Annotated in this window: 20 protein-coding genes; 13 read left to right on the forward strand and 7 right to left on the reverse strand. The window is 68.4% G+C overall.

Annotated features, from left to right (window positions below; genetic code table 11):
* Positions 1–3: 3 nt before the first annotated feature.
* Together ABDV68_RS00260 and ABDV68_RS00265 are read left to right on the forward strand one after the other, a co-directional pair.
* The gene (locus tag ABDV68_RS00260; protein WP_343517630.1) at positions 4–1,266 is read left to right on the forward strand and encodes an outer membrane beta-barrel protein; all 1,263 of its coding nucleotides are present in this window, start codon (positions 4–6) and stop codon (positions 1,264–1,266) included.
* A gap of 92 nt (positions 1,267–1,358) precedes the next feature.
* Positions 1,359–2,678 (forward strand): pectate lyase, encoded by a 1,320-nt coding sequence (locus ABDV68_RS00265; protein ID WP_343517631.1) that lies wholly within the window; start codon positions 1,359–1,361, stop codon positions 2,676–2,678.
* Position 2,679: 1 nt separating this feature from the next.
* Here ABDV68_RS00265 and ABDV68_RS00270 read toward each other — a convergent pair whose 3' ends face one another.
* The gene (locus tag ABDV68_RS00270) at positions 2,680–3,567 is read right to left on the reverse strand and encodes a hypothetical protein (RefSeq protein WP_343517632.1); all 888 of its coding nucleotides are present in this window, start codon (positions 3,565–3,567) and stop codon (positions 2,680–2,682) included.
* A 114-nt stretch (positions 3,568–3,681) separates the two neighbouring features.
* Between ABDV68_RS00270 and ABDV68_RS00275 the strand changes: the two genes are divergently transcribed.
* The gene (locus tag ABDV68_RS00275; protein WP_343517633.1) at positions 3,682–5,301 is read left to right on the forward strand and encodes a hypothetical protein; all 1,620 of its coding nucleotides are present in this window, start codon (positions 3,682–3,684) and stop codon (positions 5,299–5,301) included.
* On the opposite strand, the gene ABDV68_RS00280 is transcribed toward ABDV68_RS00275, so the two are convergent.
* The 4 genes from ABDV68_RS00280 to ABDV68_RS00295 all read right to left on the reverse strand — a co-directional run bounded on the left by ABDV68_RS00280 (position 5,286) and on the right by ABDV68_RS00295 (position 9,372).
* Positions 5,286–5,636, reverse strand: coding sequence for a hypothetical protein (locus tag ABDV68_RS00280; RefSeq protein ID WP_343517634.1), 351 nt, complete (start codon positions 5,634–5,636; stop codon positions 5,286–5,288). The genes ABDV68_RS00275 and ABDV68_RS00280 overlap by 16 nt on opposite strands.
* A 77-nt stretch (positions 5,637–5,713) precedes the next feature.
* Complete coding sequence (locus ABDV68_RS00285) at positions 5,714–6,889, reverse strand: tetratricopeptide repeat protein (protein WP_343517636.1); 1,176 nt, start codon at positions 6,887–6,889, stop codon at positions 5,714–5,716.
* A gap of 172 nt (positions 6,890–7,061) precedes the next feature.
* Positions 7,062–8,801, reverse strand: a complete 1,740-nt coding sequence (locus ABDV68_RS00290; RefSeq protein ID WP_343517637.1) for a VWA domain-containing protein — start codon at positions 8,799–8,801, stop codon at positions 7,062–7,064.
* A gap of 103 nt (positions 8,802–8,904) precedes the next feature.
* Positions 8,905–9,372: a sigma-70 family RNA polymerase sigma factor gene (locus ABDV68_RS00295; protein ID WP_343517639.1), complete on the reverse strand. Its 468-nt coding sequence runs from the start codon at positions 9,370–9,372 to the stop codon at positions 8,905–8,907.
* On the opposite strand from ABDV68_RS00295, the gene ABDV68_RS00300 reads away from it, so the two are divergent.
* From ABDV68_RS00300 to mtnA, 6 genes are read left to right on the forward strand one after another with little or no spacing between them, the layout of a single operon-like run.
* Entirely contained in the window at positions 9,358–9,642 is a 285-nt protein-coding gene (locus ABDV68_RS00300) for a hypothetical protein (RefSeq protein WP_343517640.1), read from the forward strand. The two genes, ABDV68_RS00295 and ABDV68_RS00300, sit on opposite strands and share 15 nt — an antisense overlap.
* A 28-nt stretch (positions 9,643–9,670) precedes the next feature.
* Entirely contained in the window at positions 9,671–10,834 is a 1,164-nt protein-coding gene (locus tag ABDV68_RS00305; protein WP_343517641.1) for an aminotransferase, read from the forward strand.
* Positions 10,831–11,451 carry a methylthioribulose 1-phosphate dehydratase gene (locus ABDV68_RS00310; protein WP_343517642.1) on the forward strand — a complete coding sequence of 207 codons (621 nt, stop codon included), beginning with the start codon at positions 10,831–10,833 and terminating at the stop codon, positions 11,449–11,451. The genes ABDV68_RS00305 and ABDV68_RS00310 overlap by 4 nt, the downstream gene beginning before the upstream one ends.
* 2 nt (positions 11,452–11,453) lie before the next feature.
* Entirely contained in the window at positions 11,454–12,002 is a 549-nt protein-coding gene (locus ABDV68_RS00315; protein ID WP_343517643.1) for a cupin, read from the forward strand.
* Positions 11,999–12,685 carry an acireductone synthase gene (gene mtnC, locus ABDV68_RS00320; RefSeq protein ID WP_343517645.1) on the forward strand — a complete coding sequence of 229 codons (687 nt, stop codon included), beginning with the start codon at positions 11,999–12,001 and terminating at the stop codon, positions 12,683–12,685. The genes ABDV68_RS00315 and mtnC overlap by 4 nt, the downstream gene beginning before the upstream one ends.
* Positions 12,682–13,755 carry an S-methyl-5-thioribose-1-phosphate isomerase gene (gene mtnA, locus ABDV68_RS00325; RefSeq protein WP_343517646.1) on the forward strand — a complete coding sequence of 358 codons (1,074 nt, stop codon included), beginning with the start codon at positions 12,682–12,684 and terminating at the stop codon, positions 13,753–13,755. The genes mtnC and mtnA overlap by 4 nt, the downstream gene beginning before the upstream one ends.
* A 3-nt stretch (positions 13,756–13,758) precedes the next feature.
* On the opposite strand, the gene ABDV68_RS00330 is transcribed toward mtnA, so the two are convergent.
* Together ABDV68_RS00330 and ABDV68_RS00335 are read right to left on the reverse strand one after the other, a co-directional pair.
* Entirely contained in the window at positions 13,759–15,045 is a 1,287-nt protein-coding gene (locus tag ABDV68_RS00330; protein WP_343517647.1) for an NAD(P)/FAD-dependent oxidoreductase, read from the reverse strand.
* A gap of 309 nt (positions 15,046–15,354) precedes the next feature.
* Positions 15,355–16,368 carry a substrate-binding domain-containing protein gene (locus ABDV68_RS00335; RefSeq protein WP_343517648.1) on the reverse strand — a complete coding sequence of 338 codons (1,014 nt, stop codon included), beginning with the start codon at positions 16,366–16,368 and terminating at the stop codon, positions 15,355–15,357.
* Positions 16,369–16,490: 122 nt separating this feature from the next.
* Here ABDV68_RS00335 and ABDV68_RS00340 point away from each other — a divergent pair, with 122 nt between their 5' ends.
* The 4 genes from ABDV68_RS00340 (at position 16,491) to ABDV68_RS00355 (ending at position 24,813) form a co-directional block, all read left to right on the forward strand.
* Positions 16,491–17,954 carry an MFS transporter gene (locus tag ABDV68_RS00340; protein ID WP_343517649.1) on the forward strand — a complete coding sequence of 488 codons (1,464 nt, stop codon included), beginning with the start codon at positions 16,491–16,493 and terminating at the stop codon, positions 17,952–17,954.
* Between the two features lie 329 nt (positions 17,955–18,283).
* Positions 18,284–21,703 carry a TonB-dependent receptor gene (locus ABDV68_RS00345; protein WP_343517650.1) on the forward strand — a complete coding sequence of 1,140 codons (3,420 nt, stop codon included), beginning with the start codon at positions 18,284–18,286 and terminating at the stop codon, positions 21,701–21,703.
* 66 nt (positions 21,704–21,769) lie between these two features.
* Positions 21,770–23,326, forward strand: coding sequence for a tryptophan halogenase family protein (locus tag ABDV68_RS00350; protein WP_343517651.1), 1,557 nt, complete (start codon positions 21,770–21,772; stop codon positions 23,324–23,326).
* Positions 23,323–24,813 (forward strand): tryptophan 7-halogenase, encoded by a 1,491-nt coding sequence (locus tag ABDV68_RS00355; protein WP_343517652.1) that lies wholly within the window; start codon positions 23,323–23,325, stop codon positions 24,811–24,813. Before ABDV68_RS00350 ends, ABDV68_RS00355 begins: the two co-directional genes overlap by 4 nt.
* The last annotated feature ends 8 nt before the right edge of the window (positions 24,814–24,821 follow it).

Below are 24,821 nucleotides of genomic sequence, written 5' to 3' on the forward strand. Positions count from 1 at the left end.
ATCATGGCCAAGTGCCGATCCGTTCCGGCGACGCTAATGGGAGCGCGCCGCCGGGCGCTGCCGCTGATCGCGATTGCTCTCATCGGGGCCTCGCCCCTTGGCGCGCAGGAAGTCCGGCGCGGCGCGTCGCCGCTCGATCTGCCGCGCCCCGGCTATGAGCGCCGCCCGATCCGGCTTGGCCCGGCGCAGATGCGGATCGATGTCGAGATCGCCTCGATCTATGACACCAACGTCTATTCGACATCGCAAGACGAGATCGACGACATCGCGGTGGTCGCACGCCCGCGAGTCCAGATCGACTGGCAGTCCACCAACTCTGAACTTCACGGCGAAGCCTATGCCGACACCAAGCGCTATCTCGACCAGGGACGCGAGAGCGCAACCAGCTTCGGCGCCGCGGTGTCTGGGGGGATAGCGCCGGCACGCAATCACGCGCTTTCGACCGAGCTCCGCTTCGATCGCGCGGTCGAGAACCGCGCCGATCCCGAGGCACGCGCCAGCATCCTGCTCCCGCCGCGCAAGATCGACATCCTGACCAGTGAGTTCGGTTATGCGGTCAACGGCACGCGGATCGGCCTCAATCTGACGGGGGCGGTTCAGAAGTTCGATTTCCTCGACTCGGCTGAAGACGACCGCGACTTCACCATGCTGCGCGGGTCGGCGCGCGCCACCTGGCGGCCGGCGGCGCCGATCTCCTTCTTCGTCGAAGGCTATGTCAATCGGCGGAACTTCCGCACCGCGTTCGACATCAGCGGGATCAATCGCGACGCCACCACCTATGGCGTGCTCGCGGGCGTCAGCCGCGAGGTCAGCGCGCGGCTGCGCGGTCGGATCGGCGCCGGTCTGTTCCGTTTCGACCCGGATGACGGCGTGCTGGACGGGTACACCGGGTTCGCGCTGAGCGGCGACCTCACCTGGGCACCCCGCGCACGTACCGCCGTGACGGCGCAGCTGTTCCGTGGCGATGTCGCCACTGCGCGCGCCGGGGCGACGGGCCGAACCGACACGCGGCTCGCGGTGACGGTCAGTCAAGAAGCCTATCACAATGTGCTGCTTTACGGCCGCGCCGGCTGGACGCAGAGCCGGTATCGCGGGCCGGGCGCGGACACGCTGAATAGCTGGAGCCTGGCGGCCGAGGGCGAGTATCTCGTCGATCGCCGCTTCTCGCTCTTCGCCGGCGCGACCTATGCGCGGCGCTCGGCGCACGATCCGCTGGACGAGTATTCGCGTGCGCAATTCCAGGTCGGGCTTCGCGCCCGGTTTTGAGGATGACGATGGCCCATAGCGCTTCTGGACCCTTCTTCTCCCGGGCGACGCGCCCTGCCGCGGTGATACTCGCCATCATCTTGTCCTGCTCGATGACCGCATCGTGTCAGGCAGCCGATGACGAGCCGATCGTCGAGCGTCCGCTGGCGCGCGTGGCGCAGGCGGACCGGCTGGCGTTCCCGGGCGCCGAAGGCCATGGCCGCTTCGCACGCGGCGGGCGTGACGGGCGGATCATCGCGGTGACGACGCTCGCCGACGAGGGCGCGGGCTCGCTTCGCGCGTGCATCGAGGCGGTGGGTCCCCGCGTCTGCGTGTTCCGCGTGGCCGGCGTGATCCGCTATGTCCGCGAACGGCCGATCATCGTGCACCCCTATGTCACCATCGCCGGCGAGACCGCGCCAGGCGACGGCATCCTGCTCACCCATTCGGGTGGCAAGCAGGCCTTCACGCCCTTCGTCGTCAAGAACTCGCATGACGTCATTGTCCGCCACATCCGCGTGCGCACCGACCTTCCGGGTGAGCAGCGCGGCGCCAACAGCGCGTTCATCATCGAGAACAGCCGCAACGTGATCCTCGACCATGTCAGCGCGTCCTGGGCGCTCGACGAGAATGTCGGCGGCTATGCGCAGAACGATGCGATCACCATCTCCTGGTCGATCTTCGCCGAGGGCGTGCCGCGCCACGACAAGTGTGCGCTGCTGTCGAGCGACCCCAAGGGGCCCCAACAGCTAAGCTTCGTCCGCAACCTCTGCGCGCACAATGGCGACCGCAACCCGGACGTGAATTTTCCGCCCGGCTCCTGCGTCGAGGTGATCAACAACGTGCTGTACAATGCGAGCTCGCAGTTCACCGAAGTGTGGGAGAGCTATGGCGGCACGCCGGCGAACATCGTCGGCAACTATTACAGGCAGGGACCGAGTACCGCGGGACGCGCCTATGCCATCGACCGGCCGCTGGTCGGCTCGACCGGAAGCGCGCGTATCTATCAGACCGGGAACGTGATCGACGGCGATCGCGTGGTCTTCGCGCCGATCGCGCAGCAGGCGTTCGTCTCTGCGCCGGTCTGCCCGCTCAAGAGCACGGTGCTCGACGCGCGAGCGGCCTATACGCAGGTGCTCGGCGGGGCAGGGGCGTTTCCGCGCGATGCGGTCGACCTGCGGATCGCGGAGGAGGTCCGCACGCGGGCCGGCAAGATCGGCCGCGATAACCACGTCCTTCCGGCACTGCGCGCAGGCAGCCCCTATGCCGATGCGGACCGCGACGGGATGTCCGATGCCTGGGAACGTCACCACGGGCTCGACCCGGCGCGCAACGATGCGTGGAGCGACAGGGACGGCAATGGCTGGGCCAATCTCGAGGAATTCCTGAACTACGCCCACGAGTCCCGGCTGGCGGGTCGCGCGGTGCGCTAGATCAGCCGGCGAGTTCCATTATCAGATCCTCGACCTCCGATCCCGGACCGTGGCGTTCGACCACCGACAGCCGCCGCGCCTCGTCCATGCGGAACAGTGTGCCGCGATGGTCGGATGCGCCATGCGTGCGCAGGACGAGCAGCCATGCCCCCTGACCGGAAAGATAGGCGATCGTGTTGGCGACGGCGTCGCGCAGCGCGTCCGGCTCGAAATAATGGCGGTTGAGCAGGTTCGCCGCGCGCACCAGGTCGAACCGCGCGACAAAGGCCGGGTTGCGGCGCGTGATGTCGTCCTCGTGCCAGCGGAACGCGCCGGCGTGCCGCAGCCGGGGGCTCAGCAAAGCGACTTCCTGGCCTTCGCCGGCCGCGGCGCGCGCCATGGCGGGCTCACGCAGTCGCCGTTCGACGAGGGAGCGCAGGACGGCCATCCCGGTCCAGCGGTCGAGCCGCCGTTCCCACGGGCGAACCGCGCGCCCGAACACCTCATATTGAAGGACGTGGCCGTCGAGCTCGACGAGCGCGCGGCAGCCATGGGGAAGCGTAACGAGCCGCGCCCGCACCGACCGGTCGGTGCCGGTCACCTCCACTGCATGCCCGGCGGCACGCAACGCTTCCATCAGCTCGAGCGTGGTGACGCCCGACGAGATGCCGAGGTCGAGCACGTCGCCGAGCGGGCTGTCATGGGCGGCAAGGGTCGCGACCAGCGCCGCGTCGATTTTCGCCAGTCGGCACGGCTCGGTGCGCTTGAACGTGTTGTTCGCGGTCTTGAGCAAGCCGAAGAAGCGTGCCTCGTCACGAGTGGTGATCCGCTCCGGCGCGGCGGCGAAGAACGAACTGGCGCAATCCACGGCGGCTTCGGCTCCCGGTTGGCGTCCGGGCGGGCCGGACACGGTTCCGCTCTAGCACCGGGCGGCGCGACGATGGGGGGAACCCTCGGGGTACTCCTCCTGCCCACCCGCGCGAGCAGCCGCTTCGGAGTATCCATGCATCCATAGACGGCGGGGATGATCATGATGTTGAAGACTGCGGTCCGGGAAGAATCTGATTCCCGCGCGGGAGCATGGCCCGGTGCGCTCCGCCGGCCGTGGCGAACCGCCGCGATCACCGCCGGCGCGCTGTGCCTGCTCGCACTGTTCGCACGCATCATGACCTATCCGTTGCAGCACGATGAGCAATTCTACGTCTCCGCGGGAGTCCTGTTCGGCGACTATCCGCTCTATTCGGGAATCGGGTTCACCCACCTGCCCAACATCGCGCTGCTCTATGCGGGAGCCTTCGCGCTGTTCGGGGATACGCATTATCTGCTGATCGGCCGGCTCCTGACCGCCGCCGCCTGGATCGCGACGATCGCCGCGCTGTGGCTGATCGCGCGCGCCTATGTGCGAAGCGCGCTGATCGGCGGGCTCATGCTCGCACTGCTCGTCCTCAATCCGATGTTCCTCAACGCGACCGGGATGACGGCAACCAACAATTTTCTGCCGGTGCCCTTCATGCTGTTCGGGCTCTTCCTGTTCCTGCGCGCCGCCGACCGGAGCGGGCCCTCGCCGGTGCTTGCGTTGGCGAGCGGATTCCTCCTCGCCGTCGCAGCGGGGTTCAAGGCCAATTATGTCGTGCTGCTGATCCCGTTCGGGGTGGCCGCGCTATTGGTGCCGCCGGACCTGCCATTGCGCAATCGTCTGACGCGGGTGGCGCTACCGCTCCTGATCGGCGGGATCATCGGCGGCCTCCCATCCATCGTCTATGCGCTGGCCGATCCCGAGGGGTTCATCGCGCATGTGTTCAGCGCGCATCGCGGGCCGCAGCTCGCCTATTGGGCGGCCCATCCCGATCCAGCTGATCCCAAGGTGATTGGTATCGCCGGCAAGCTGCTGCTGACGCATCGCCTGTGGCTGTCGGGGGTGCCGATGCTGATGCTGGTCCTGCTATTGTCGTTCGTCGCGATCGCCGTTGTCCGGCGAGAGACGCTGGCGGTGCGCTGGCCGCACCTGCTGGTCGCCAGCCTCGCGACGTTCGGGACGGTCATCTCCTTCGCGCCGAGTCCGTCATTTCCGCAATATTTCACGCCGCCGCTACCTTTCGCCATCGTTCTTATCGGCCTGTTGTTCAGCGCGCTCGATACGCCGGGGCGTAATCTCGCGTGGCCACTGGTGGCGGCGGTGCTGGTGCTGACGGTGGTCACAGGTGCGCCGCTACTGCTGCCTTCGCTCGCCGGAGTGACCAATGCCAGCGGGTGGACGGGCTTCCGGGTTGCGCGCGATGGGGCGGCGATCACCGCACTGATGAAGGAACGGGGCGTGGACGGCCCGGTGGCGACCTTGTCCCCGATTCACGTGGAGGAAGGACATCTGCCGGTCTACCCGCACTTCGCGCTCGGACAGTTCCAGGTTCGCGCCGCGCAATGGGTGCCGGCGAACGAACGGCGGCACTATGACTATTTCGTCACGCCCGACGAGATCCCGGCGATGTTGCGCGCACGGCCGCCGGCGGCGATCCTGACGGGGATGGAGGGGAAAACCGATGCGGCGCTCGATGCGTTCGCCCGGGAACGGGGCTATCGCATGGTCCCGCTCTCCCTGCGCAAGGTCGAGGATGCCGACAGTGTCCGCCTTTACGTGTCCCGCTGATCAGCCGCGCATCTCGTCGCGTACGCCGTAGGTGACGGCGCGCAGCGGATGCGGTCCGGCGCGCCCGATCTCCGCCTCGACGATCGGCCGCGGCCGTCCTTCGACCTGCCGGAAGATACGGCCGAGATACTCGCCGATGCCACCCGTCCGTTCCCGATCGCGACCGTGAAGTCGTTGGTCATGAAGTGAAGATCGTGGAAGAACTTCTTCATGAGCAGCATCTCGTAGCCGCACGCGACGACGAAATCGGTGAAGCCGTAGCGCGAATGGATGTCCATGACGTGCAGGATGATACGCTTGCCGCCGATCTCGACCATCGGCTTGGGCGCGCGCACGGTCTCTTCCGAAAGGCGTGAACCAGGCCGCCGGCCATGAATACCATCTGCATCGCGCCGCTCCTCGCATGCCGCGGCTATTCCAGTACGGCTTCGTAACGCGGATCCAGCCTCGCGGCGCGCTTGGCGTCGGCCGTGGCGCCCTTCGCGTCGCCGCGCTGCTGGCGGACGATGCTGCGATTGTAATAGCCCCGCGCGGCTTGCGGCGCATGGCGCACCGCCAGGTCGAGATCGGCCGCAGCGCGGGCCAGTTCGCCATTGCGCTGATGGGCGAGCCCGCGATTGAGATAGGCGAAGGCGAGTTTCGGGTCCAGCGCGATCGCCTGGTCGAACGCGTCGATCGCGCGGTCCCAGTCCTGCCGCCAGCCCAACGCCAGCCCATCGGCGAGCCGCGCGGCGGCAATGCCTGCGGCGCCCTTCGCAGCCGGATTCACCAGGCGCCTGCAGCCGCGCAGGCTCTGCTCGGGGTCGTTAACCGTGCAGGCATTCCAGTCGCCGCGCCGCGCGACGGCAGCACGCGCGCGGGACAATTTGGCCCCCGAAACCACGATGTCGTCGCCGTCCGCCACGTTCGCCTCACCGGCCGCGGTGACGGGCGACGCGGATGCCATCTCAGGGCGGCGCACCCGGCTGCCCGTCACGACGATCGAGGGCTCCGGCGCAGGCGCGCTTTGCTTTGCCTCGGCGACGTGCGCGGGGGCTCTCGGCGCCGCAGGCGGGGGAGGCGCAGGTGCAGGCGGGGCAGGAGGTGCGGCGCTCGCAAGCGGTGCCTCCTCGAACCCTGAGGTCGGCGCTTCGCGTTGCGCCGTTTCGCCGCGTGCCGCGGCTTGGTCCGTCCTCGGCGCCGGAGCGGTCGCGGCCGTTGCGGAAGGCGCCGCGCCGGGCTTCCAGGCGGGCGCCGCGGGAGCCGGTGCGCTGGTCGCCACGGGCTGTGGCGCGCCGGCATTCGCCTGACGCTCGACGGCGCGGACGTCCGGCTGAGCGGCGGGCGGCTGAGCGGCGGGCGGCCGTCCGGGCGGCGTCTCAAGAGCCATCGGGATGCTGATCACCGCGACGAGAAGGATCGAAGCGAACGCGCCGATCTGTCCCCACCGTGCCTTCCATCGCGGCGCGCGAGGGCGTTCCGGCTCGGCGGCGGGTGCATCGGGAACCCCGTCGAACCGCCGCATCGCCGCCGCGATCGCCGCGTCGCGCCGGGCCGGGCGCGGCGGCGGGGGCTTGGGCAGCAGGCCGGAGAGATCATCCTGGTCCATTCAAGCCTCCCGACCAACCTGTCGGCGAGTGCCGGAGCCGGGCGCGCGATGAAGGCTGGGTACGGGCATGGGTCGACCTATAGCGGCAATCCCCGCCCGGTCGAAAGCACGATCGCGCGGCCTTCGCGCGGACAGCGGGGTACCGCCGCCGCGCTGCGGCACCCCTCCGTCATCATCGTTCCAGCGCCGCCATCGAGCGCGCGGTTTTCGCGGTGCGCACCAGCTGGAGGAATTCGGAACGATAGCCGAACCCGTCCTCGCCGCGCGCCGCGCTCGCCATGCGGAGCACGTCGTCGAAGGTCAGCGCGCCGTTGTGGCGTCCGCCGCGGAGCAGCTCGGCGAAGCCCGCGACCGCGGCGGCGAAGCGCGCATCCTGCGGCGCGTCCTCGAACCGCGCGTACTGCACCCGCCGGTCGATCGGGGTCGAGATCAGCCGGCTCGTGTCGGACTTGGGCAGCTTATAGCGGATCTTGACGAAGCCGAGCTCCTCGGCGCCGCAACCCGGGCAGCGCGGTGCGCCGACCTGGATGCCGTAGCGTAGGTCGCCGATCGTGCGCGGTCCGCCGACGGGCACGACCTCGTACAGCGCCGTCACCGTCTGGCCCGATCCGACATCACCCGCATCGACCTTGTCGTTGTCGAAATCGTCGCGATTGAGCAGGCGCGTCTCATAGCCGATCAGGCGATACTCGGCGACCGCGCGGGGATTGAACTCGACCTGGATCTTCACGTCCTTGGCGATCGGGAACAGCGTCGAGGTCGCCTCGTCGACCAGCGTCTTCCGCGCTTCGCCGACCGTGTCGATATAGGCGGCGGCACCGTTGCCGTTCTGCGCGAGCGCCTGCATCAGCGCGTCGTTGTAGTTGCCCATGCCGAAGCCGAGCACCGACAGGAAAACGCCCTTGCCGCGCTCCCGCTCGATATAACCCTTGAGCTCGTTCTGGTCGGTGATGCCGATGTTGAAGTCGCCGTCGGTGGCCAGGATCACCCGGTTGACGCCATTCGCATCGAAATTCTGCGCGGCGAGCGCATAGGCCTGGCGGATGCCCTCGGCCCCGGCGGTGCCGCCTCCCGCGCCGAGCCGATCGATCACCGCCAGGATCCGGTCCTTGCGGCTCGCCGGCGTGGGCTCGAGCGCCGTGCCGGCGGTGCCGGCATAGGTGACGATGGCGACGCTGTCGTTGCCGTCGAGCTGCTCGAGCAGCATCGCCAGCGACTGCTTGACCAGCGGCAGCTTGTTGGGCGCGTTCATCGACCCCGAGGTGTCGACCAGGAAGACGAGGTTCGCGCGGGGCCGCGTCGCGCGCGCGATCTCGAAGCCCTTCACGCCGATGCGGACGAGCTTGCGGCCGGGCGACCACGGGCTTGGGAACACGGCGACATGCGTGCTGAACGGCTCGGCCGCGGCGCGGGCCGGCGCATAGTCATAGGGGAAATAGTTGACCAGCTCCTCGGTCCGCACCGCCGCCGGCTGGGGCAGCACATTCTGGTTCAGCGAGGCCCGGACGAAGGAATAGGACGCCGTGTCGACATCGAGCGAGAAGGTCGACACCGGCTCCTCGCGGGCGATCTTGAACGCATTTTGCGCCGTGGTGGTGAACTTGTCGCGGCCGGTATCGCGATAATAGGGACGGCCCGGCCAGCGCTCGGCGTGGGGGGCATAGGCACGGCTGGCGAGGGTGGGCGGCGGCGGGGCCGAAGGTGACGCGACGAGGGTCACCGCCGTCGGAGCGCGCTGGTCCGGGCGGGCAATGCGCGTGCCGGTCACGACGATGTCCGATGCGGCTTGTGCTTCCTTCGCCTCCTGCGCGACGGGATCGCCGGTCGAAGACAGTGGCTTGTCGGCGCCGGCGCACGACGCGACGAACGTCAGCGCCAGTCCGGTCGCGATCACCTGAGGCAAACGGGGCATGATTCTCTCCCTTGGTTGTAGCGGGCGATATCGTCCGCATTTCCCTTCGACGCGCCGCGTCGGGAAATCCTTGGAGAGGGTTGGAGATTTTTTCGAAGCGGCTTCAGGCGTCTGTGTCCGGCCGTCCGGCGAGCAGCCGCCGCACCTCGTGCATGCGCCACGACACCGTCGCTTCGGCGACGCCCATGATCGCCGCCGCCTCGGCATGGGTGAGCTGCTGGCCGGCGACCAGTACGACCGTGTCGCGATAGGCCGCGGGCAGGCGGGCGATCGCGCTCTTCACCCACATCGCATCGTGAAGGTCGCGCCCATCCGGCCCTGGCGCCAGCCCTGCAACCACCGCGAACCGCTGGGCGAAGCCGCTGAACGACCGGCGGCGGCGATGCAGGTCGCGGCACGCGTTGAACACGATGCCGCACAGCCAGGTGGTGAACCTGGCCTCGCCCCGGAAGCTGCCGATCCGTTCGACCAGCGTGCAGCAAACGTCCTGCGCGATATCGTCGGCGTCGGCGCGCGATCCGGTCAGCTGCCACGCCAAGCCATGGATGCGATCGTAATGCCGCTCGAGCAATCGGCCGAACGCCTCGCGCTCGCCGGCGAGCGCGCCGGCAAGGAGGTCTGCGTCCGGATCGTCGCTTCGATCGGCCATGGCTCAGCCGAAATCCCGGCGGCGAAGGCGCGGGATTCGCTGCAGCGCGGCGCGACCGCATCGTTTCACCACCAGCGCGCCGCCGCTTCCCCTGACATGGCCGCAATGTGCACGATTCGCGACCGCGACGCCATCGGCGGCGGGCTGCGGCGTCGCCATTTCGCTTCCGTCGCGCGCAAGCCACTGTCATGATCTCGTCATCTCGCAACCGGAAGGGAGGATGGACGTGACCCGACGAATTGCCATTTCCCCTTCGACGACGATCTTCGAGAGCACATCGCGCCGGGCGCAGGCCCGCGGCGCGATCAATCTCGGCCAGGGTTTTCCCGATTTTCCGGAGCCCGCCGAGCTGCTCGACGCCGCCGCGCGCGCGGTGCGCGAGCGGTCGAACCAGTATCCGCCGATGCGCGGGCTTCCCACGCTGCGCGACGCGATCGCCGCTTATTACCGCGGGACGCAACAGCTCACGGTCGCGGATGAGGAGATCGTGGTCACTTCCGGCGGCACCGAGGCACTGGCCGCCACCTTTCTCGCGCTGCTGGAGCCGGGCGACGAGGTCATCCTCGTCCAGCCGCTCTACGATTCCTACCTGCCGCTGGTCGAGCGTGTCGGCGCGACCGCGCGGCTGATCGATCTCCAGCCGCCGGGCTGGACGCTGCCCCTCGAAGCGCTCGAGGCCGCGATCTCGCCGCGCACGCGGCTGATCGTGCTCAACACGCCGCACAACCCCAGTGGCACCGCGATCGACATGGCGACGCTCGAGGCGGTCGGCGCGCTGTGTGAGCGTCACGACCTGTTCCTGCTGTGCGACGAGGTGTGGGAGGCGACCCTGCTGGACGGCGCGCCGCACGTCTCGCCGCTGCATATCTCGAGCTTGCGCGAGCGCGCGGTCAAGATCGGATCGGCGGGCAAGATCTTCGCGCTGACCGGGTGGAAGGTCGGCTGGGTGGTCGCCGCACCCCCGATCGCCGCCGCGATCGCCGCGCGTCACCAGTTCCTCACCTTCACCACAGCGCCGTCGCTGCAATGGGCAGTGGCCGAGGGGCTCGCCCTGCCGCTGGTCTGGTACGACGCCCAGCGCGCGCGGTTCGAGGCTGCGCGCGACCGTCTCGTCGCCGGCCTCGGCGAGGCCGGTTACCGCGTCCTCCCGGCGCGTGGCACCTGGTTCGTGACGGTCGATCTCGCCGGCTCAGGGCTGCCCGCGGACGATCTCGCGGTCGCCGATCAGCTGATCGATCAAGCCGGCGTCGCGGCGATCCCGGTCTCGGCTTTCTATGTCGAGCGTGCCGAGACCAACTATCTCCGCTTCTGTTTCGCGAAGGAAAGCGCCGTGCTCGACACCGCCATCGAACGGCTCGCCGTGTTCCGCCGGGCGGTCGCGTGACCAGCTTCGCCGAAGCCGCCGACGCGATCATCGCCGCGGGCAACCGGCTCGACCAGCGCGGCCTGGCGCCGGCCACCGCGGGCAATTACTCGATGCGGCTGGCGGACGGGACTCTCGCGGTCACCGTCTCGGGCGCGCACAAGGGGCGGCTGGCGCCGGCACAGATCATGCGCGTGGACGCCCGCGGCGCCCCGCTCGACGCCAAGAAGCCCTCTGCCGAGACGCTGCTCCATTGCCTGATCTACGAGCTCGACCCGTCGGCCGGCGCGATCCTCCATACCCATTCGATCGCGGGGGTCGTGCTCAGCCGCAAGCTCGCCGAGGCGGACGCGATCGTTCTGTCCGGCTATGAGCTGCTGAAAGTCTATCCCGGCATCGATACCCATGCCGTCGATGTCGCGATGCCGCTGGTCGAGAACAGCCAGGACATGACGGCGCTGGCCGAGGAGCTGCGTACCTTGCTCGCCGCGCAGCCGGCGTTGCTGCCCGCCTTCTACATCCGCGGACACGGGCTCTATGCCTGGGGTCCGACGATGGCGGCGGCCGAAGCGGTGGCCGAGGGCAGCGAATATCTGCTGGCATGCGAATGGGAAGCCGCGAAGGCGCAAGGAGCGTAACGATGACCAGGCTGACCGGCTATCACGACACCGCCCCGCATGCGGCGCAGCACGACCTCACCGATCGCGACGCGATCGTCGCGGCGCTGGCGCCGACCGGCGTATATCTCGAGCACTGGGACGCCGCGTCGCTCGGCGACGATACGAGCGACGCGGCGATCCTCGCCGCCTTCGCGGACGAGATCGAGCGGCTGAAGGCGCGCGGCGGCTATCAATCGTGGGACGTGGCACGGCTGACGCCGGATCATCCGCAGCGCGCCGAGTTCCGCGCCAAGTTCCTGGCCGAGCACGTCCATGACGATGACGAGGTGCGCTTCTTCGTCGAAGGATCGGGCCTGTTCTACATCCGCAGCGGCGGGACGGTGCATGCGCTCGAATGCACGGCGGGCGACTTGATCGTCCTGCCCGCCGGCACGCGCCACTGGTTCGATACCGGCAAGCGCCCGCGCTTCACTGCGATCCGCCTGTTCACCACGCCCGACGGCTGGGTCGCGCGCTTCACCGGCGATCCGATCGCCGAAGCGATCCCGCACTATGACGGCGCCGCGTGAACGTCCGGGCGATCCTGACCGATATCGAGGGCACGACCTCGAGCATCGCGTTCGTGGCGGAGGTGCTGTTCCCCTATGCGCGCGCGCGGCTCGCCGATTTCGTGCGCGCCAACCCCGATGCGGTCGCGCCAGTGCTGGAAGGGGTTCGGCAGGAGGCGGGCGATCCGGAGCTGGACGTGGAAAGCTGCATCGCGCAGCTGCTCGCCTGGCACGACGCGGATCGCAAGATCGGACCGCTCAAGACGCTGCAGGGCATGATCTGGGCGGACGGCTATGCCGCGGGCGCGCTCTCCGGCTATGTCTATCCCGATGCGGTCGACGGACTGCGGCGCTGGCATGCGGCCGGGATCGCGCTCTACGTCTATTCCTCGGGCTCGGTCGCCGCGCAGAAGCTGCTGTTCGGCCATAGCGATCATGGCGACCTGACCCCGCTCTTCGCCGGCTATTTCGACACCGCGGTAGGCGGCAAGCGCGAGCCCGGCTCCTATGCGGCGATCGCGCGCGAGATCGGCTTGCCGGCGGATGCGATCCTGTTCCTGTCCGACGTGGCGGAAGAGCTCGACGCGGCGCACGCAGCAGGCATGCCGGGTATCCTCCTCGCGCGTGGCGATGCGCCCGCCGACGTGTCCTACCCCGTCGCGGCGAGCTTCGCGACCATCCTGGCTGAGGATATTCCGGCATGAAGATCGCAGGCGAAGCGACCCGCTCGATCTGGCTCGAACCGGACGGGTGGAGCGTCGGCATCTTCGACCAGCGCCGCTTGCCCTGGTCGGTCGAGCCCCTGCGCCTGGCACGCATGGAGGATGCGGCCATGGCGATCGCCGACATGGCGACGCGCGGCGCACCGCTGATCGGCGCGGTGGCCGCCTATGGCCTTGCCCTGGCGCTACGCGAGGATCCGTCCGACATGGCACTGGAGGCGGCGTTCGCCGCGCTGCTGCGCACGCGCCCGACCGCGGTCAACCTGCGCTGGGCGCTCGAGCGCATCCATGCCGCGGTGCGCCCGCTCGCGCCGGCCGAGCGCGTTGCCGCCGCCTATGCCTGTGCCGCTGCGATCTGCGACGAGGATGTCGCCGCGAACCGCGCGATCGGGGAGGCGGGACTGCCGCTGATCGAGCAACTCGCGCGCGCGAAAGACGGCCCGGTCAACGTCATGACGCATTGCAATCCCGGCTGGCTGGCGACGGTCGATTGGGGCACCGCAACCGCGCCGCTCTATCTCGCCCACGACCAGGGCGTCCCGCTGCACGTCTGGGTCGACGAAACCCGGCCGCGCAACCAGGGCGCGCTCACCGCCTTCGAACTGGCCGGTCACGGCGTGCCCCACAGCTTCATCACCGACAATGCCGGCGGCCTGCTGATGCAGCGTGGCGAGGTGGACATGGTCATCGTCGGCACCGACCGGGTGACCGCCAATGGCGATGTCTGCAACAAGGTCGGCACCTATCTGAAAGCGCTGGCGGCGGCGGCGCACGGCGTGCCCTTCTATGTCGCCTTGCCGTCGAGCACCTATGATTCCGCTACCGTCGACGGCGCGAGCGTGCCGATCGAGGAGCGGTCGGCGGACGAAGTACGCTTCGTGAGCGGCCCCGACGACGCCGGTGTCCTGCGTCGCGTCGCGACCTCGGTCTCGCCGGCGCGCAACCCTGCGTTCGACATCACCCCGGCCGCGCTCGTCTCGGGTTACCTGACCGAGAAGGGCTTGGTCACGTCCCCGGAAGAATTGTCGGCGATCCTCGCGCCAGCAAGCTGAGCCTCAGTCGACCGCTTGCTCGCCCTCGAACCGCGTGATGAGCCGCGCGCTGCGCTGGTTGCGCGTGTAGATCCACAGCCAGTTGAGCGCGACGCTCAGCCGGGAGCGGACTCCGACCAGAAAATAGATATGCGCGATCCCCCATAGCCACCAGGCGATCGCGCCGCGCAGCTTCAGCCAGCCGAAATCGATCACGGCCTGGCGCTTGCCGATCTGGGCGAGGCTGCCTTCATGGTGATAGCGGAACGGCGGTCGTTCGGGGCTTCCCGCGAGCCGCCGCCGGATTGCCTTGGCGACGAAGGCTCCTTCCTGCTTCGCTGCGGGCGCGATGCCCGGCACCGGCGATCCGTCCGGTGCGGTCACCGCCACGGTGTCGCCGATCGCGAAGATATCCGGATGGCCGGGAACGCTGAGGTCCGGCGCGACGATGATCCGCCCGTTCCGGTCAGCCGGCGCGCCCAACCATTCCGCCGCCGGCGAAGCACGCACGCCTGCCGCCCAGATGATCGTTCGCGCCGCGACGCGCCGATCGCCGAAAGTCACCGCGCCGCGCTCGATCTGCGTCACCGCGGCGCCGAGGCTCACTTCGACGCCGAGCTTCTCCAGCGCTCGCTTCGCATAGGCCGAGAGGTCGTCGGGATAGCCGTTCAGGACCTTTGGCCCTGCTTCCACGAGCAGCACGTTGGTCTGATGCGTGTCGATCGCGCGGAACTCGCGCGGGAGCGTGTCGTGCGCGAGGTCGGCGATGGTGCCAGCCAACTCGACCCCGGTCGGACCGGCGCCGACGATCACGAAGGTGAGCAAGGCGTCGCGCCGGGCCGGATCGGTCTCACGCTCCGCCTCCTCGAAGGCGAGCAGGATGTGGCTGCGGATGGCGGTGGCGTCTTCGACCGTCTTGAGGCCCGGCGCCACCGTTTCCCATTCGTCATGGCCGAAATAGCCGTGGCGCGCGCCGGTGGCGAGGACCAGCGTGTCATATGGCACCTCGCTCCCGTCGGCGAGGTGCACCGCATGGTTTGCCGGATCCACGCCGGTCACCGTGCCCAGGATCGTGCTGACGTCGCGGCGGCCGTGAAGCATCGATCGGATCGGCCAGGCGACCTCGGACGGGGCGAGCGATGCGGTGGCCACCTGATACAGGAGCGGTTGGAACAGATGGTGGTTGCGCTGGTCGATGAGGGTGATGTCGACCGGCGCGCCCTTCAGGCGTTTCACGGCCCATAACCCGCCGAACCCGGCGCCGACGACGACCACCCGGTGCCGTTCTGGGGAATCTCCATGAGCCGTCATCGGTGCTCCCTTCCGAGTCGCGGGGTCGCCTCGCGACACGCTTTATCTGAGTTCGATACGCGACGCGCGTGCGGACGTCGGCGCGATGCGGTGATGCGCGCGGCGTACCTCCGGCATCGATGCCGGGCGTCGATCGTCCGGCAGACGGCGGAATCGAGAACCAGCCTCTCAGGATCGTGATCTACCGGCCGTGCCGGCGAAGGCGCAGTTGACGGCCGGAGACGCGCATTCCTGCGCCGTCAAAGTTGGCCCTGGGTTGCAAGCTAACGGCCTGCGCGCCTCGTGGATGGGGACGAGTAGTCGCTGTCATCAGCCGCCGCAGGACTCGCGGATGATCAGGTCGGTCGGCAGGTGCTCGGGCTGATGATCGGGGTTGGGATCCAGCACCCGGGACACGAGCTTCCGCCCGGCCTCTTCCGTGTTCTGCCGGATCGTGCTGAGCGCCGGGGTGCTGAGGCGCGCGAGCAGCATGTCGTCATAGCCGACCACCGACACGTCGTGCGGCACCGACAGGCCCGCGCGGCGCAGCGCGCGGATCGCGCCGAGCGCGATCAGGTCGCTCGCGGCGATGATGCCGTCGAACGCGATGTGCCGGCGCAGCAGCCGCGTGACTGCGGCTTCGGCGGATTCGAGCTCGAACTCGACTTGCGCGGCGAGCTTGGGATCCACCTCGAGCCCGCTTTCCTTGAGCCCCTCCAGATAGCCGCGGCGGCGCTGCTCGGCCTCGGGATCGCTGCCGCCGAGAAACAGGATCTTCTTCCGCCCCAGCCGCGCGAGATGCAGCGTCGCGCGGCGCCCGCCGAGCAGATTGTCCGATCCCACCGTGCCATAGGCCTGTCCCGGCATGCGCGCGCCCCACACCACGAAGCGGGCATTGGTCGCCGCCAGACGGTTGAACTCCTCGTGCAGCATGCTCTGGCCGAGGAAGATCACGCCGCTCGCGCGGCTGGTGGTGACCACCGAGACGAGGTCGTCATAGTCGGTCGGCGCGGTATGGCTGACGGTGAAGTCGCAGCCGCGCGCGCGCGCCGCCTCGCCGATATTGGCGAGGAGCTCGAGGAAGAACGGATGGGAGAGCGGCAGCGGGCCGCCGCGCATGTGCGGCGTGACGATCGCGATCGACCCCTCCGCCCCGATCGGCGCGGCGGGCATGTGGCGGCGAAACGGATATTCGTGATCGCGCGCCAGCGCCCAGATGCGCTGCTTGGTCCGCGTGCTGATCAACGGATGGTCGTTGAGTGCGCGCGAGACGGTCGAGATCGAGACGCCGGCCAGCCGTGCCAGATCCTCGAGCGTCGTATTGTTGTTGCCCGTGCTGTTCATTCGCCTCAAATTGACCTCTTCGCCGGCACCGGCGGGGTTAACGCACCGAAAGTGTGAGTTTGCAAGGAAGGGGAGAGGCACGCGGGGAGCATGCCGGCGCCGATGGCGCCGATCCTCCGCCGATGCGCTTCGTGCAGATCTGGAACATGTGCCTCGGCCTGTTCGGGGTGCAGATCGTCTGGGGGCTGCAGAACGTCAACACGAGCCGCATCTTCCAGACGCTCGGCGCCAATATCGACGAGCTCGCCATCCTGTGGATCGCGGGCCCCGCGGCGGGGCTGCTGATCCAGCCGCTGATCGGTCATCTGAGCGACCGCACCTCGGGCCGCTTCGGGCGGCGGCGGCCCTTTATCTTCGTGGGTGCCTCGCTCGCCGCCCTGGCATTGTTCGCGATGCCCAATGCGCAGAGCCTGTGGAGCGCGAGCCTGCTGCTGTGGCTGCTGACCGCGTCGATCAACGTCGCGATGGAGCCGTTCCGCTCGCTCGTCGCGGACAAGCTGCCCGAGGGTCGACGCACCACCGGTTTCGCGATGCAGGTGTTCTTCATCGGGCTGGGTGCGGTGTTCGCCTCGGCGCTGCCCTGGATGCTCACCAACTGGTTCGCGGTCAGCGCGCATGCCGAGCCGGGCGTGCTGCCGATGTCGGTGCGCGCGGCATTCTACATCGGCGGCGTCTGCCTGTTCCTGGCGGTGGGATGGTCGGTGCTGACGACGTCCGAGCACCCGGCCCGCGTCGGTCCGGAGCAGACGGCCGCGCATGTCATCCCGACTGCGGCCGGCGCCGCGGCGCTGGCGCGCCGTGGGATGGGCTGGCTGCTCGGCGGGGGTGGGGTGGGGCTGGCCGCGTGGTTCGCCGGGGGCAAGCGCGAGATCTACCTGCTTGCGGCGATGGCGATGGTCTTCGGGCTTGCCCAGCTCGCTGCGGTGTGGCTGCGCCGGCGGGGCAGACGTTCGCTCGGCATGCTCGAAATCGTCGAAGACATCCTGCACATGCCCCGGCTGCTGGCACGACTCGCGATCGTCCAGTTCTTCACCTGGTTCGGCCTGTTTGCGATGTGGATCTACGCGACGCCCGCGGTCGCCGCGCGCCATTACGGCACCGCCGATCCGGCTTCGCCCGCTTATCACGCGGCGGCGGACTGGGTCGGTATCCTGTTCGCGGGCTATAACGGAGTCGCCGCGGTCGGCGCGTTCCTGCTCCCGCCGATCGCGGCGCGGATCGGACGGCGCGCCACGCATGCCTTCTGCCTGATCGCCGGTGCGGCGGCGTTGCTCGGTTTCGCGGTCATCGACGATCCGCGGATGCTGTGGCTGTCCGCGCTCGGGCTCGGCTGCGCCTGGGCGGCGATCCTGTCGATCCCCTATGCCATGGTCGCCAGTGCCGTGCCGCCCGGCAAGGCCGGAGTCTATATGGGTATCCACAACATGTTCTTGGTGCTGCCGCAATTGGTCGCGGCGACGGTGCTCGGCCCGCTGGTCGGACAGATGTTCCACGGGCAGGCGATCTCCGCCCTGCTCCTTTCCGCCGCCGCCCTGGCGCTGGCGGCGCTGTGCACCTTCGCGATCCCTCGGCGCGACGCGGCCTGACGCAGCGACGTCGCGCGATTCGGCGCGCGCAAGAGAGAGAAGTCTGCCTCGCATCGTCCCCTGTATGCAAATATTTGCATTACTTGCAATCGAATTCAGTGGATCGCCGGGAATCAGGGTGAGCCAGTGTTGAGCTGGTATTAGATATATATCTGATATTAATAGGAATAACGTGCACTCATATGCGCGGAATGTGTCGTGCAAAATTGTGCTTGCCTCTTTGCGTAGTTTACGCAAAATTGCGCAAGACAGATGAGTTGGGCCGCACATTGTGCCCAGGTCCGCTGGTAGCAGGCCGACCCCGAAGGGGCGGTGATGGGGAGGATGGGATGAAGGGAACCGACTGGGGTCGCGGCTGTCATGCCGCTTTGCGCGGCGGCGTATCGCTGGCGGCGCTCGCAATCATCGCGCTGGCAGGCGCAGCACAGGCCCAGGATGGCGCGCCGGCCGCACAGCAATCGTCCTCGGGCGAAGTTCCGCAAGAAGACGCGCCACGCGACGACATCGTTGTCATCGGTGTCCGCGCCGCGCTCGAAACTGCGCAGAACATCAAGAAGAACGCCGACACCTTCGTCGATTCGATCACCGCGACCGATATCGGCGCCTTCCCCGACAAGTCGGCCGCCGAGGCGCTGCAGCGCGTGCCCGGCATCACCGTCGGCCGGCTCCAGTCCGCCGACGACAGCACCCACCCGTCGGGCGAGCCGACCAGCGTGCTGATCCGCGGCCTCACGCAAGTGCGCACCGAGTTCAACGGCCGCGACAGCTTCTCCGCCGACTCGGCGCGCGGCCTGCAGTTCAACGACGTATCCCCGGAGCTGCTGGCGGGCGTCGATTCCTACAAGAACCAGACCGCGGAGATGATCGAGGGCGGAATCGCCGGCACCGTCAACCTGCGCACGCGCCTGCCGCTCGATCAGAAAGGGCTGGTGGTGACCGGCAGCGTCAAGGCCAACTATGGCGACCGATCCGAGCGCTGGACGCATGAATTCTCAGGTCTGGTGAGCTATTCGGTCGAGACGGGGATCGGACGCTTCGGCATCCTCGGCAACTATGCCGAGAGCCATGTGGTGACGCGCACCGAGAGCGTCATTATGGACAAGATCGACACTTACTGCAGCGCCGGCTTTGGTACGGCGGACCTTGCGATCGTTTCCGCCGATGGCACCATCCCGTGCACCGCCAACCCGTTCGGTGGCAGCGGCTGGGCCTATGCGCCCGACGGCATCCGCTATTCGCAGGTCGACTACGACCGCAAGCGTCGCGGCATCGCCGGCGCGGCGCAGTTCGAGAACAACGCCGGTACGCTCAAGGCGACGGTGCAGTATGTCGACTCGCACTACACCAATGCCTGGCTCGAGCGCGCCAGCCACACGATCTTCGACGGCAATTACTTCGGCACGCGCGCGTTCAATCCGCGCTCGGGCTCCGTGCTTGCCGGCAGCAGCGGCCTGACCTTCGGGCCGGACGGGATGCTGCGGTCGGGCCTGCTCACTCAGCCGCACGGCAGCTTCAGCGGCACGTTCGAGAGCGTGCAGGCGGCGATCAACGCCGGCTCCGCGGTTCCGGGGATGCCGTTCGTCAACTATTGCGGCGCCGGCGTGTGCGGAGCCGATCCCCGCAACGGCCTCTATTTCCAGAACGAGGCGCGCAACTTCGCGCATGAGGAGGGCACGAGCGACCTCTCCGCGAACATCCGCTGGGACCCGACCGACCGGCTTCACCTCAGCGCCGACGTGCAGTTCATCGACGCCTCGACCTACAACAACGACGTCCTGGTCGCGACCGGGTCGATGGCCAATATGCAGTATAGCGTGAACAAGGACGGCACGCCGCGGGTGGAGCTGCTGCCGGGGTCCAACGTCAACTATGCGAGTGGGGGGCTCGCCAACCCGCACAATTACTGGCTCCCCTTCATCCAGGGCCATGTCGAGGACAACGACGCCCAGTCCTTCGCCTTCCGCAGCGACGCGGAATATGAATTCGCCGACGGCGGCTGGCTCGACTCGCTCAAGGTCGGCGTGCGCTACGCCAATCGCCGCCAGAAGGTGCGCTACTCGACCTTCAACTGGACCCCGATCGCAGCGAGCTGGAACTGCAACGGGCCGGGCTTCAACATCGACAATACGACCGGTGGCGCCTATCCGACCGACACCGGCAATTGCGCCGGAAATGCCGGCCACGCGCCCTTCCGGGGCTATGGCGCAGGCATCTGGGAATCGGCGAGCCTGGGCGATTTCTACGACGGGCAGTCCTATCCCAACGGGCCGCTGGTCTATCTCAACCGCGCGACGCTGCGGAACTTCCCGCGGCTGATCTCGTCGCTGAGCGGCGCCGCGACCAACTCGCCGCTCGGCACAGGCTATACCGCGATCTGCGACCGTGCCGAGGCGACGGTGGACGATTGCTTCACGCCGGGCGAGGTGATGCAGGTCCGCGAGCGGACCAAGGCGGCCTATGCCATGCTGCGCTTCGGCGGGAACGACAAGACCCTGTTCGGCGGCGTCACGCTGACGGGCAATGTCGGCCTGCGCGTGGTGCGCACCGAGGAGGACAGCATCGGCAGCATCGCGTTTCCGGCGGCGACCCTCTTCGACGGCCTGCCTGCCTGTAATGCGCCGCTGACGGGCAACAACATCGTCAACATCAGCTGTTACCTGACCCCGGCGATCCGCGCATTCGCGAACGGCGCCGCGACGCCGGACACCTTCCGCTCCTCACGCACCGACTGGCTGCCGAGCGTCAATTTGCGGTTCGGGCTGGACGACAAGAACTTCGTCCGCTTCGCCTATTCCAAGGCGATTTCGCGGCCCGACATCGGCCTGTTGCGCAACACGCTGGCGATCAACAACCTGCTGATCAACACCACGCCGGACTCGCCCTACATCGTCTTCAACTCCCCCACCGCGCCGAAGACCGCGGCCAATGTCGTCGGCTACAACTTCGTGTTCGCGGCGAATTCGGGCAACGCGGCATTGAAGCCATTGAGCGCGGATCAGTTCGACCTGTCGTTCGAACGCTATATGGGCCCCAGCACCTCGTTGACGATCGGCCTGTTCTACAAGCAGCTGCACAACGCCATTTCCTACGGCCAGTTCACGCGCACCATCCCCAACGGCGCCTCGACCCAGACCGTGCAGATCAACGGGCCGAGCAACGTCAAGAAGGGCGGCAGGCTGATGGGGGCGGAGGTCGGTTATCAGACCTTCTTCGATTTCCTGCCCGGCTGGCTCAGCGGCCTCGGCACGCAGCTCAACTATACCTATGTCCACCAGTCGGGGATCCGCAACTCGAACTTGATCACCGCCTCTTCGAGCGGCGATATCGGGGCGTTCGGCGCGGGGCAGCAAGCGCTGGGCGGCAGCGGCTTCGTGATCGACTCGCGGCGCCTCGCCGGCATCTCGACGCACACGTTCAATGCGATGGCGCTGTATGAGAAGGGGCCGATCGGCCTGCGTATCGCGTATAACTGGCGGTCGCGCTACCTGACCCAGAACCTCGATTGCTGCATCGGCTTTCCGGTGTTTCAGAAGGCGGCGGGGTTCCTCGACGCGTCGCTCCGCGTCTCTCCGACCGACTTCCTCGAGCTGTCGATCGAGGGGAGCAACCTGCTCAACACCACCACCGTCTATCAGCAGCAGATCTTCGGGGATTCGCCACAGATGCCCGGTGCCGCGCCCAAATATTTCGACTCCGCCTGGAACCGAGTCGATCGGCGGTTCCAGTTCGGCGCACGGTTCAAATTCTAGGCTCTCCCTTGGCGCCGCTGCGAGCTGTCGCGGCGGCGCCTTTTTCTCCCGCTGATCGGTCGAGGCATGCAGATGCAGGCGAACCTCCCGCCATCTTCCCGCGACAAGTTCAGGATCGTGATCCTGGGTGGCGGCACGGCGGGCTGGATGTGCGCGGCGGGTCTGGCGCGGCTGCTCGACCCGGCCGACTATTGCATCACCCTGATCGAATCCGACGAGATCGGTACGGTCGGCGTCGGCGAGGCGACGCTGCCGCACATCAAGACGTTCAACGACATGCTCGGCCTGGACGAGGCGGAGTTCCTGCGCGACACGCGCGGCAGCATCAAGCTGGGCATCGAGTTCGTCGGCTGGAACCGGCCCGGCGGCCGCTACATTCACCCGTTCGGCACGTTCGGCGAACCCTGGGCCGGGGTGGATTTCCAGCACAGCTGGGCGCGCGCGCGGCTGGCGGGGCGGAATGTCGGATCGCTCCAGGACTATAGCTATGCGATCGCGCTGGCGCGGGCGAACGGGTTCGAGCCGCCCGACCAGGATCCGAAATCGATCCGCTCCACCTACGCCTATGCCTATCATTTCGACGCCGGGCTTTACGCGGCCTTCCTGCGCAACTGGGCGACCGCGCGCGGCGCCTCGCGGATCGAAGGTCAGGTGATGGAAGTCGGTTGCGATATGGCCGGCGGCCATGTCGAGAGCCTGACGCTCAAGTCCGGGGAGATGATCGCCGGCGATTTGTTCATTGACTGCAGCGGGTTCCGCTCGCTGCTCGTCGGCGAGGCGCTGCGTGTTGACTGGTGCGACTGGAGCCACTGGCTGCCGTGCGACCGCGCGCTCGCCGTGCCGTGCGAGCGGGTCGCGCCGCTCACCCCCTATACCCGCGCGACGGCTCAGCGCGGGGGCTGGACCTGGCGCATCCCGCTCCAGCACCGCACCGGCAACGGCCATGTCTTTGCGAGCGACTTCTGCACGGAGGACGAGGCATATGCCACGCTGATGGCGGCGATCGACGCGCCCGCGCTCGCTGAACCGCGGCTGCTGCGCTTCCGGGCCGGGCGCCGCGCCCGGGCATGGGCAGGCAATTGCGTCGCGATCGGCCTGGCCGGCGGGTTCCTGGAACCGCTCGAATCCACCAGCATCTTCCTGATCCAGGCCGCGGTCACCGATCTCGCCAGCCTGATGCCGACGCGGGCGACCGGCATCGACCCGCGCCTCGCCGCCGAGTTCAACCGGCTGTTCGAGGTTCATTACGACCGCGTGCGCGATTTCATCGTGCTCCACTATGCCGCCAATGCGCGCATCGGCGAGCCGCTCTGGGATCATGTCCGCGCGATGAGTCTGCCCGACAGCCTCGCGCACAAGATCGCGCTGTTCGAAGAATGCGCCGCTGCGCCCGGCTACAAGCTCGGCCTGTTCTCGCGCGACAGCTGGCTCGCGGTGCTGGAGGGGCAGGGGGTGCTGCCGCGCGCTTGGAACCCGCTGGCGGACCGCATCCCGCTCGATCAGCTCGAAGCGCGGCTGAGCGATCTGCGCGCGCGTATCGCGGCCAATGCCATCGACACCGGCTCGCATGCCGCGTTTCTCGCCGGCCATTGCGGCGACGCCGAACTGGAGCGCGCGCGATGAGCCTGCCGACGCGCATCGTCGTGGCCGGGCGCGACGCGGCGCTGTGGCTGAGCGCAGTGGTGCTCGCGCGTGCGCTGGAGCCGGCAGGCGTCACGGTCGCGGCGGTCGAGCTGCCTGGCGCGCACGGCCCCGCTGATGTCTATCCCACGCTCCCGCCGCTGGAGGCGCTGCACAACCGCATCGGGCTCGACGAGGCGGCGTTGCTGCGCAGCGTCGGCGGCTGCTTCTCGCTCGGCCAGAACTTCGCCGATGCGGCGGGCAGGGTGCCGGCCTTCCTCCACGCCTATGGCGGGGCCGGTGCGCCGATCGCGGGCGGGGATTTCTTCGCCTATTGGCTGAAGGCGCGCCGTTACGGGTTGCCGGTTCCGCTGGAGGAATTCTCGCTCGCTGCTGCCGCCGCACGGCAGGGCCGGCTGCTGATCCCGGGCGAAGAGACCGAGACTTATGGCCGCAGCGACTATGGCTATCATTTGCCGGCGCGCGCCTATGCGCAGAGCCTGAGATCGCTGGCGGAGAAGGCCGGCGTCGTGATCCATTCGGCTGAGACCGTGCGGCCCGTGCTCGATCCGGATCGCGGCGACATCGTTGCGCTGGCGACGGGGAACGGGCGGATCGGGGGGGATGTGTTCGTTGACGCGACTGGCCCCGAGGCGACGCTGATCACGGCGATCGACCCGGCACGCGAAAGCTGGCGCGCGCAGTTTCCCGCCGATCGCATGCTCGCCGCGCGCGGACCAGGCATCGCGCCGATCCCGGTCTATGCCGAGATCCGCGCGTGGGAAGGCGGGTGGACCGCGCTCCATCCCGCGACCGCGCACACGCACGTCGTGCAGGCCCATGCCTCGAGCACGTGCAGCGATGACGAGGCGCTGGACCGTGCCCGGTCGGCAAGCGGGCTGGCGCTGGACGACGCGATCGTCCGGCCGCTCGACCCCGGCCGGCGGACGGCGTGGCGGCGCAACTGCATCGCGATCGGCGAGGCCGCATGCGTGTTCGACCCGGTGCACAGCGTGGACTTGCACGCGATCCAGCTCGGGCTGGTGCACCTGCTCGCGAGCTTCCCGGCCGCCATGGGCGGCTTCGCCGCCCGGCGTGCCGAGTATAACCGCGTGATGCATGCAGCGTTCGAGCGAGTGCGCGATTTTCAGTCGGCACATTATGCGCTGGCGCGATATGCGGGCCGCTTCTGGGCGGCGGGCCGCGCGGCGCCGCGGCCGCGAGCGGTGGCGCATGCGATCGACCTGTTCCGGGCGCGCGGCGAGGTGCCTTCGTTCGAGGAGGAGAGCTTCCACCCTGACAGCTGGCGCGCCTTGTTCATCGGCCACGGTATCGTGCCCGACAGCTATCCGCCCGCGATCGACCGCACCCCGCCCGACGAGGTGAAGGCACAGCTTCGCTGCATGCTCGGTTTCGTGCGGGAACAGGTGCTCAAGGCGCCGACCCATGAGCAGTATCTCGCCCGCATCATGGCGCGCGCGCATGGCTGAGCCGCCGC

It is taken from the genome of Sphingomonas sp., assembly GCF_039595165.1.
Lineage (GTDB): Bacteria > Pseudomonadota > Alphaproteobacteria > Sphingomonadales > Sphingomonadaceae > Sphingomonas.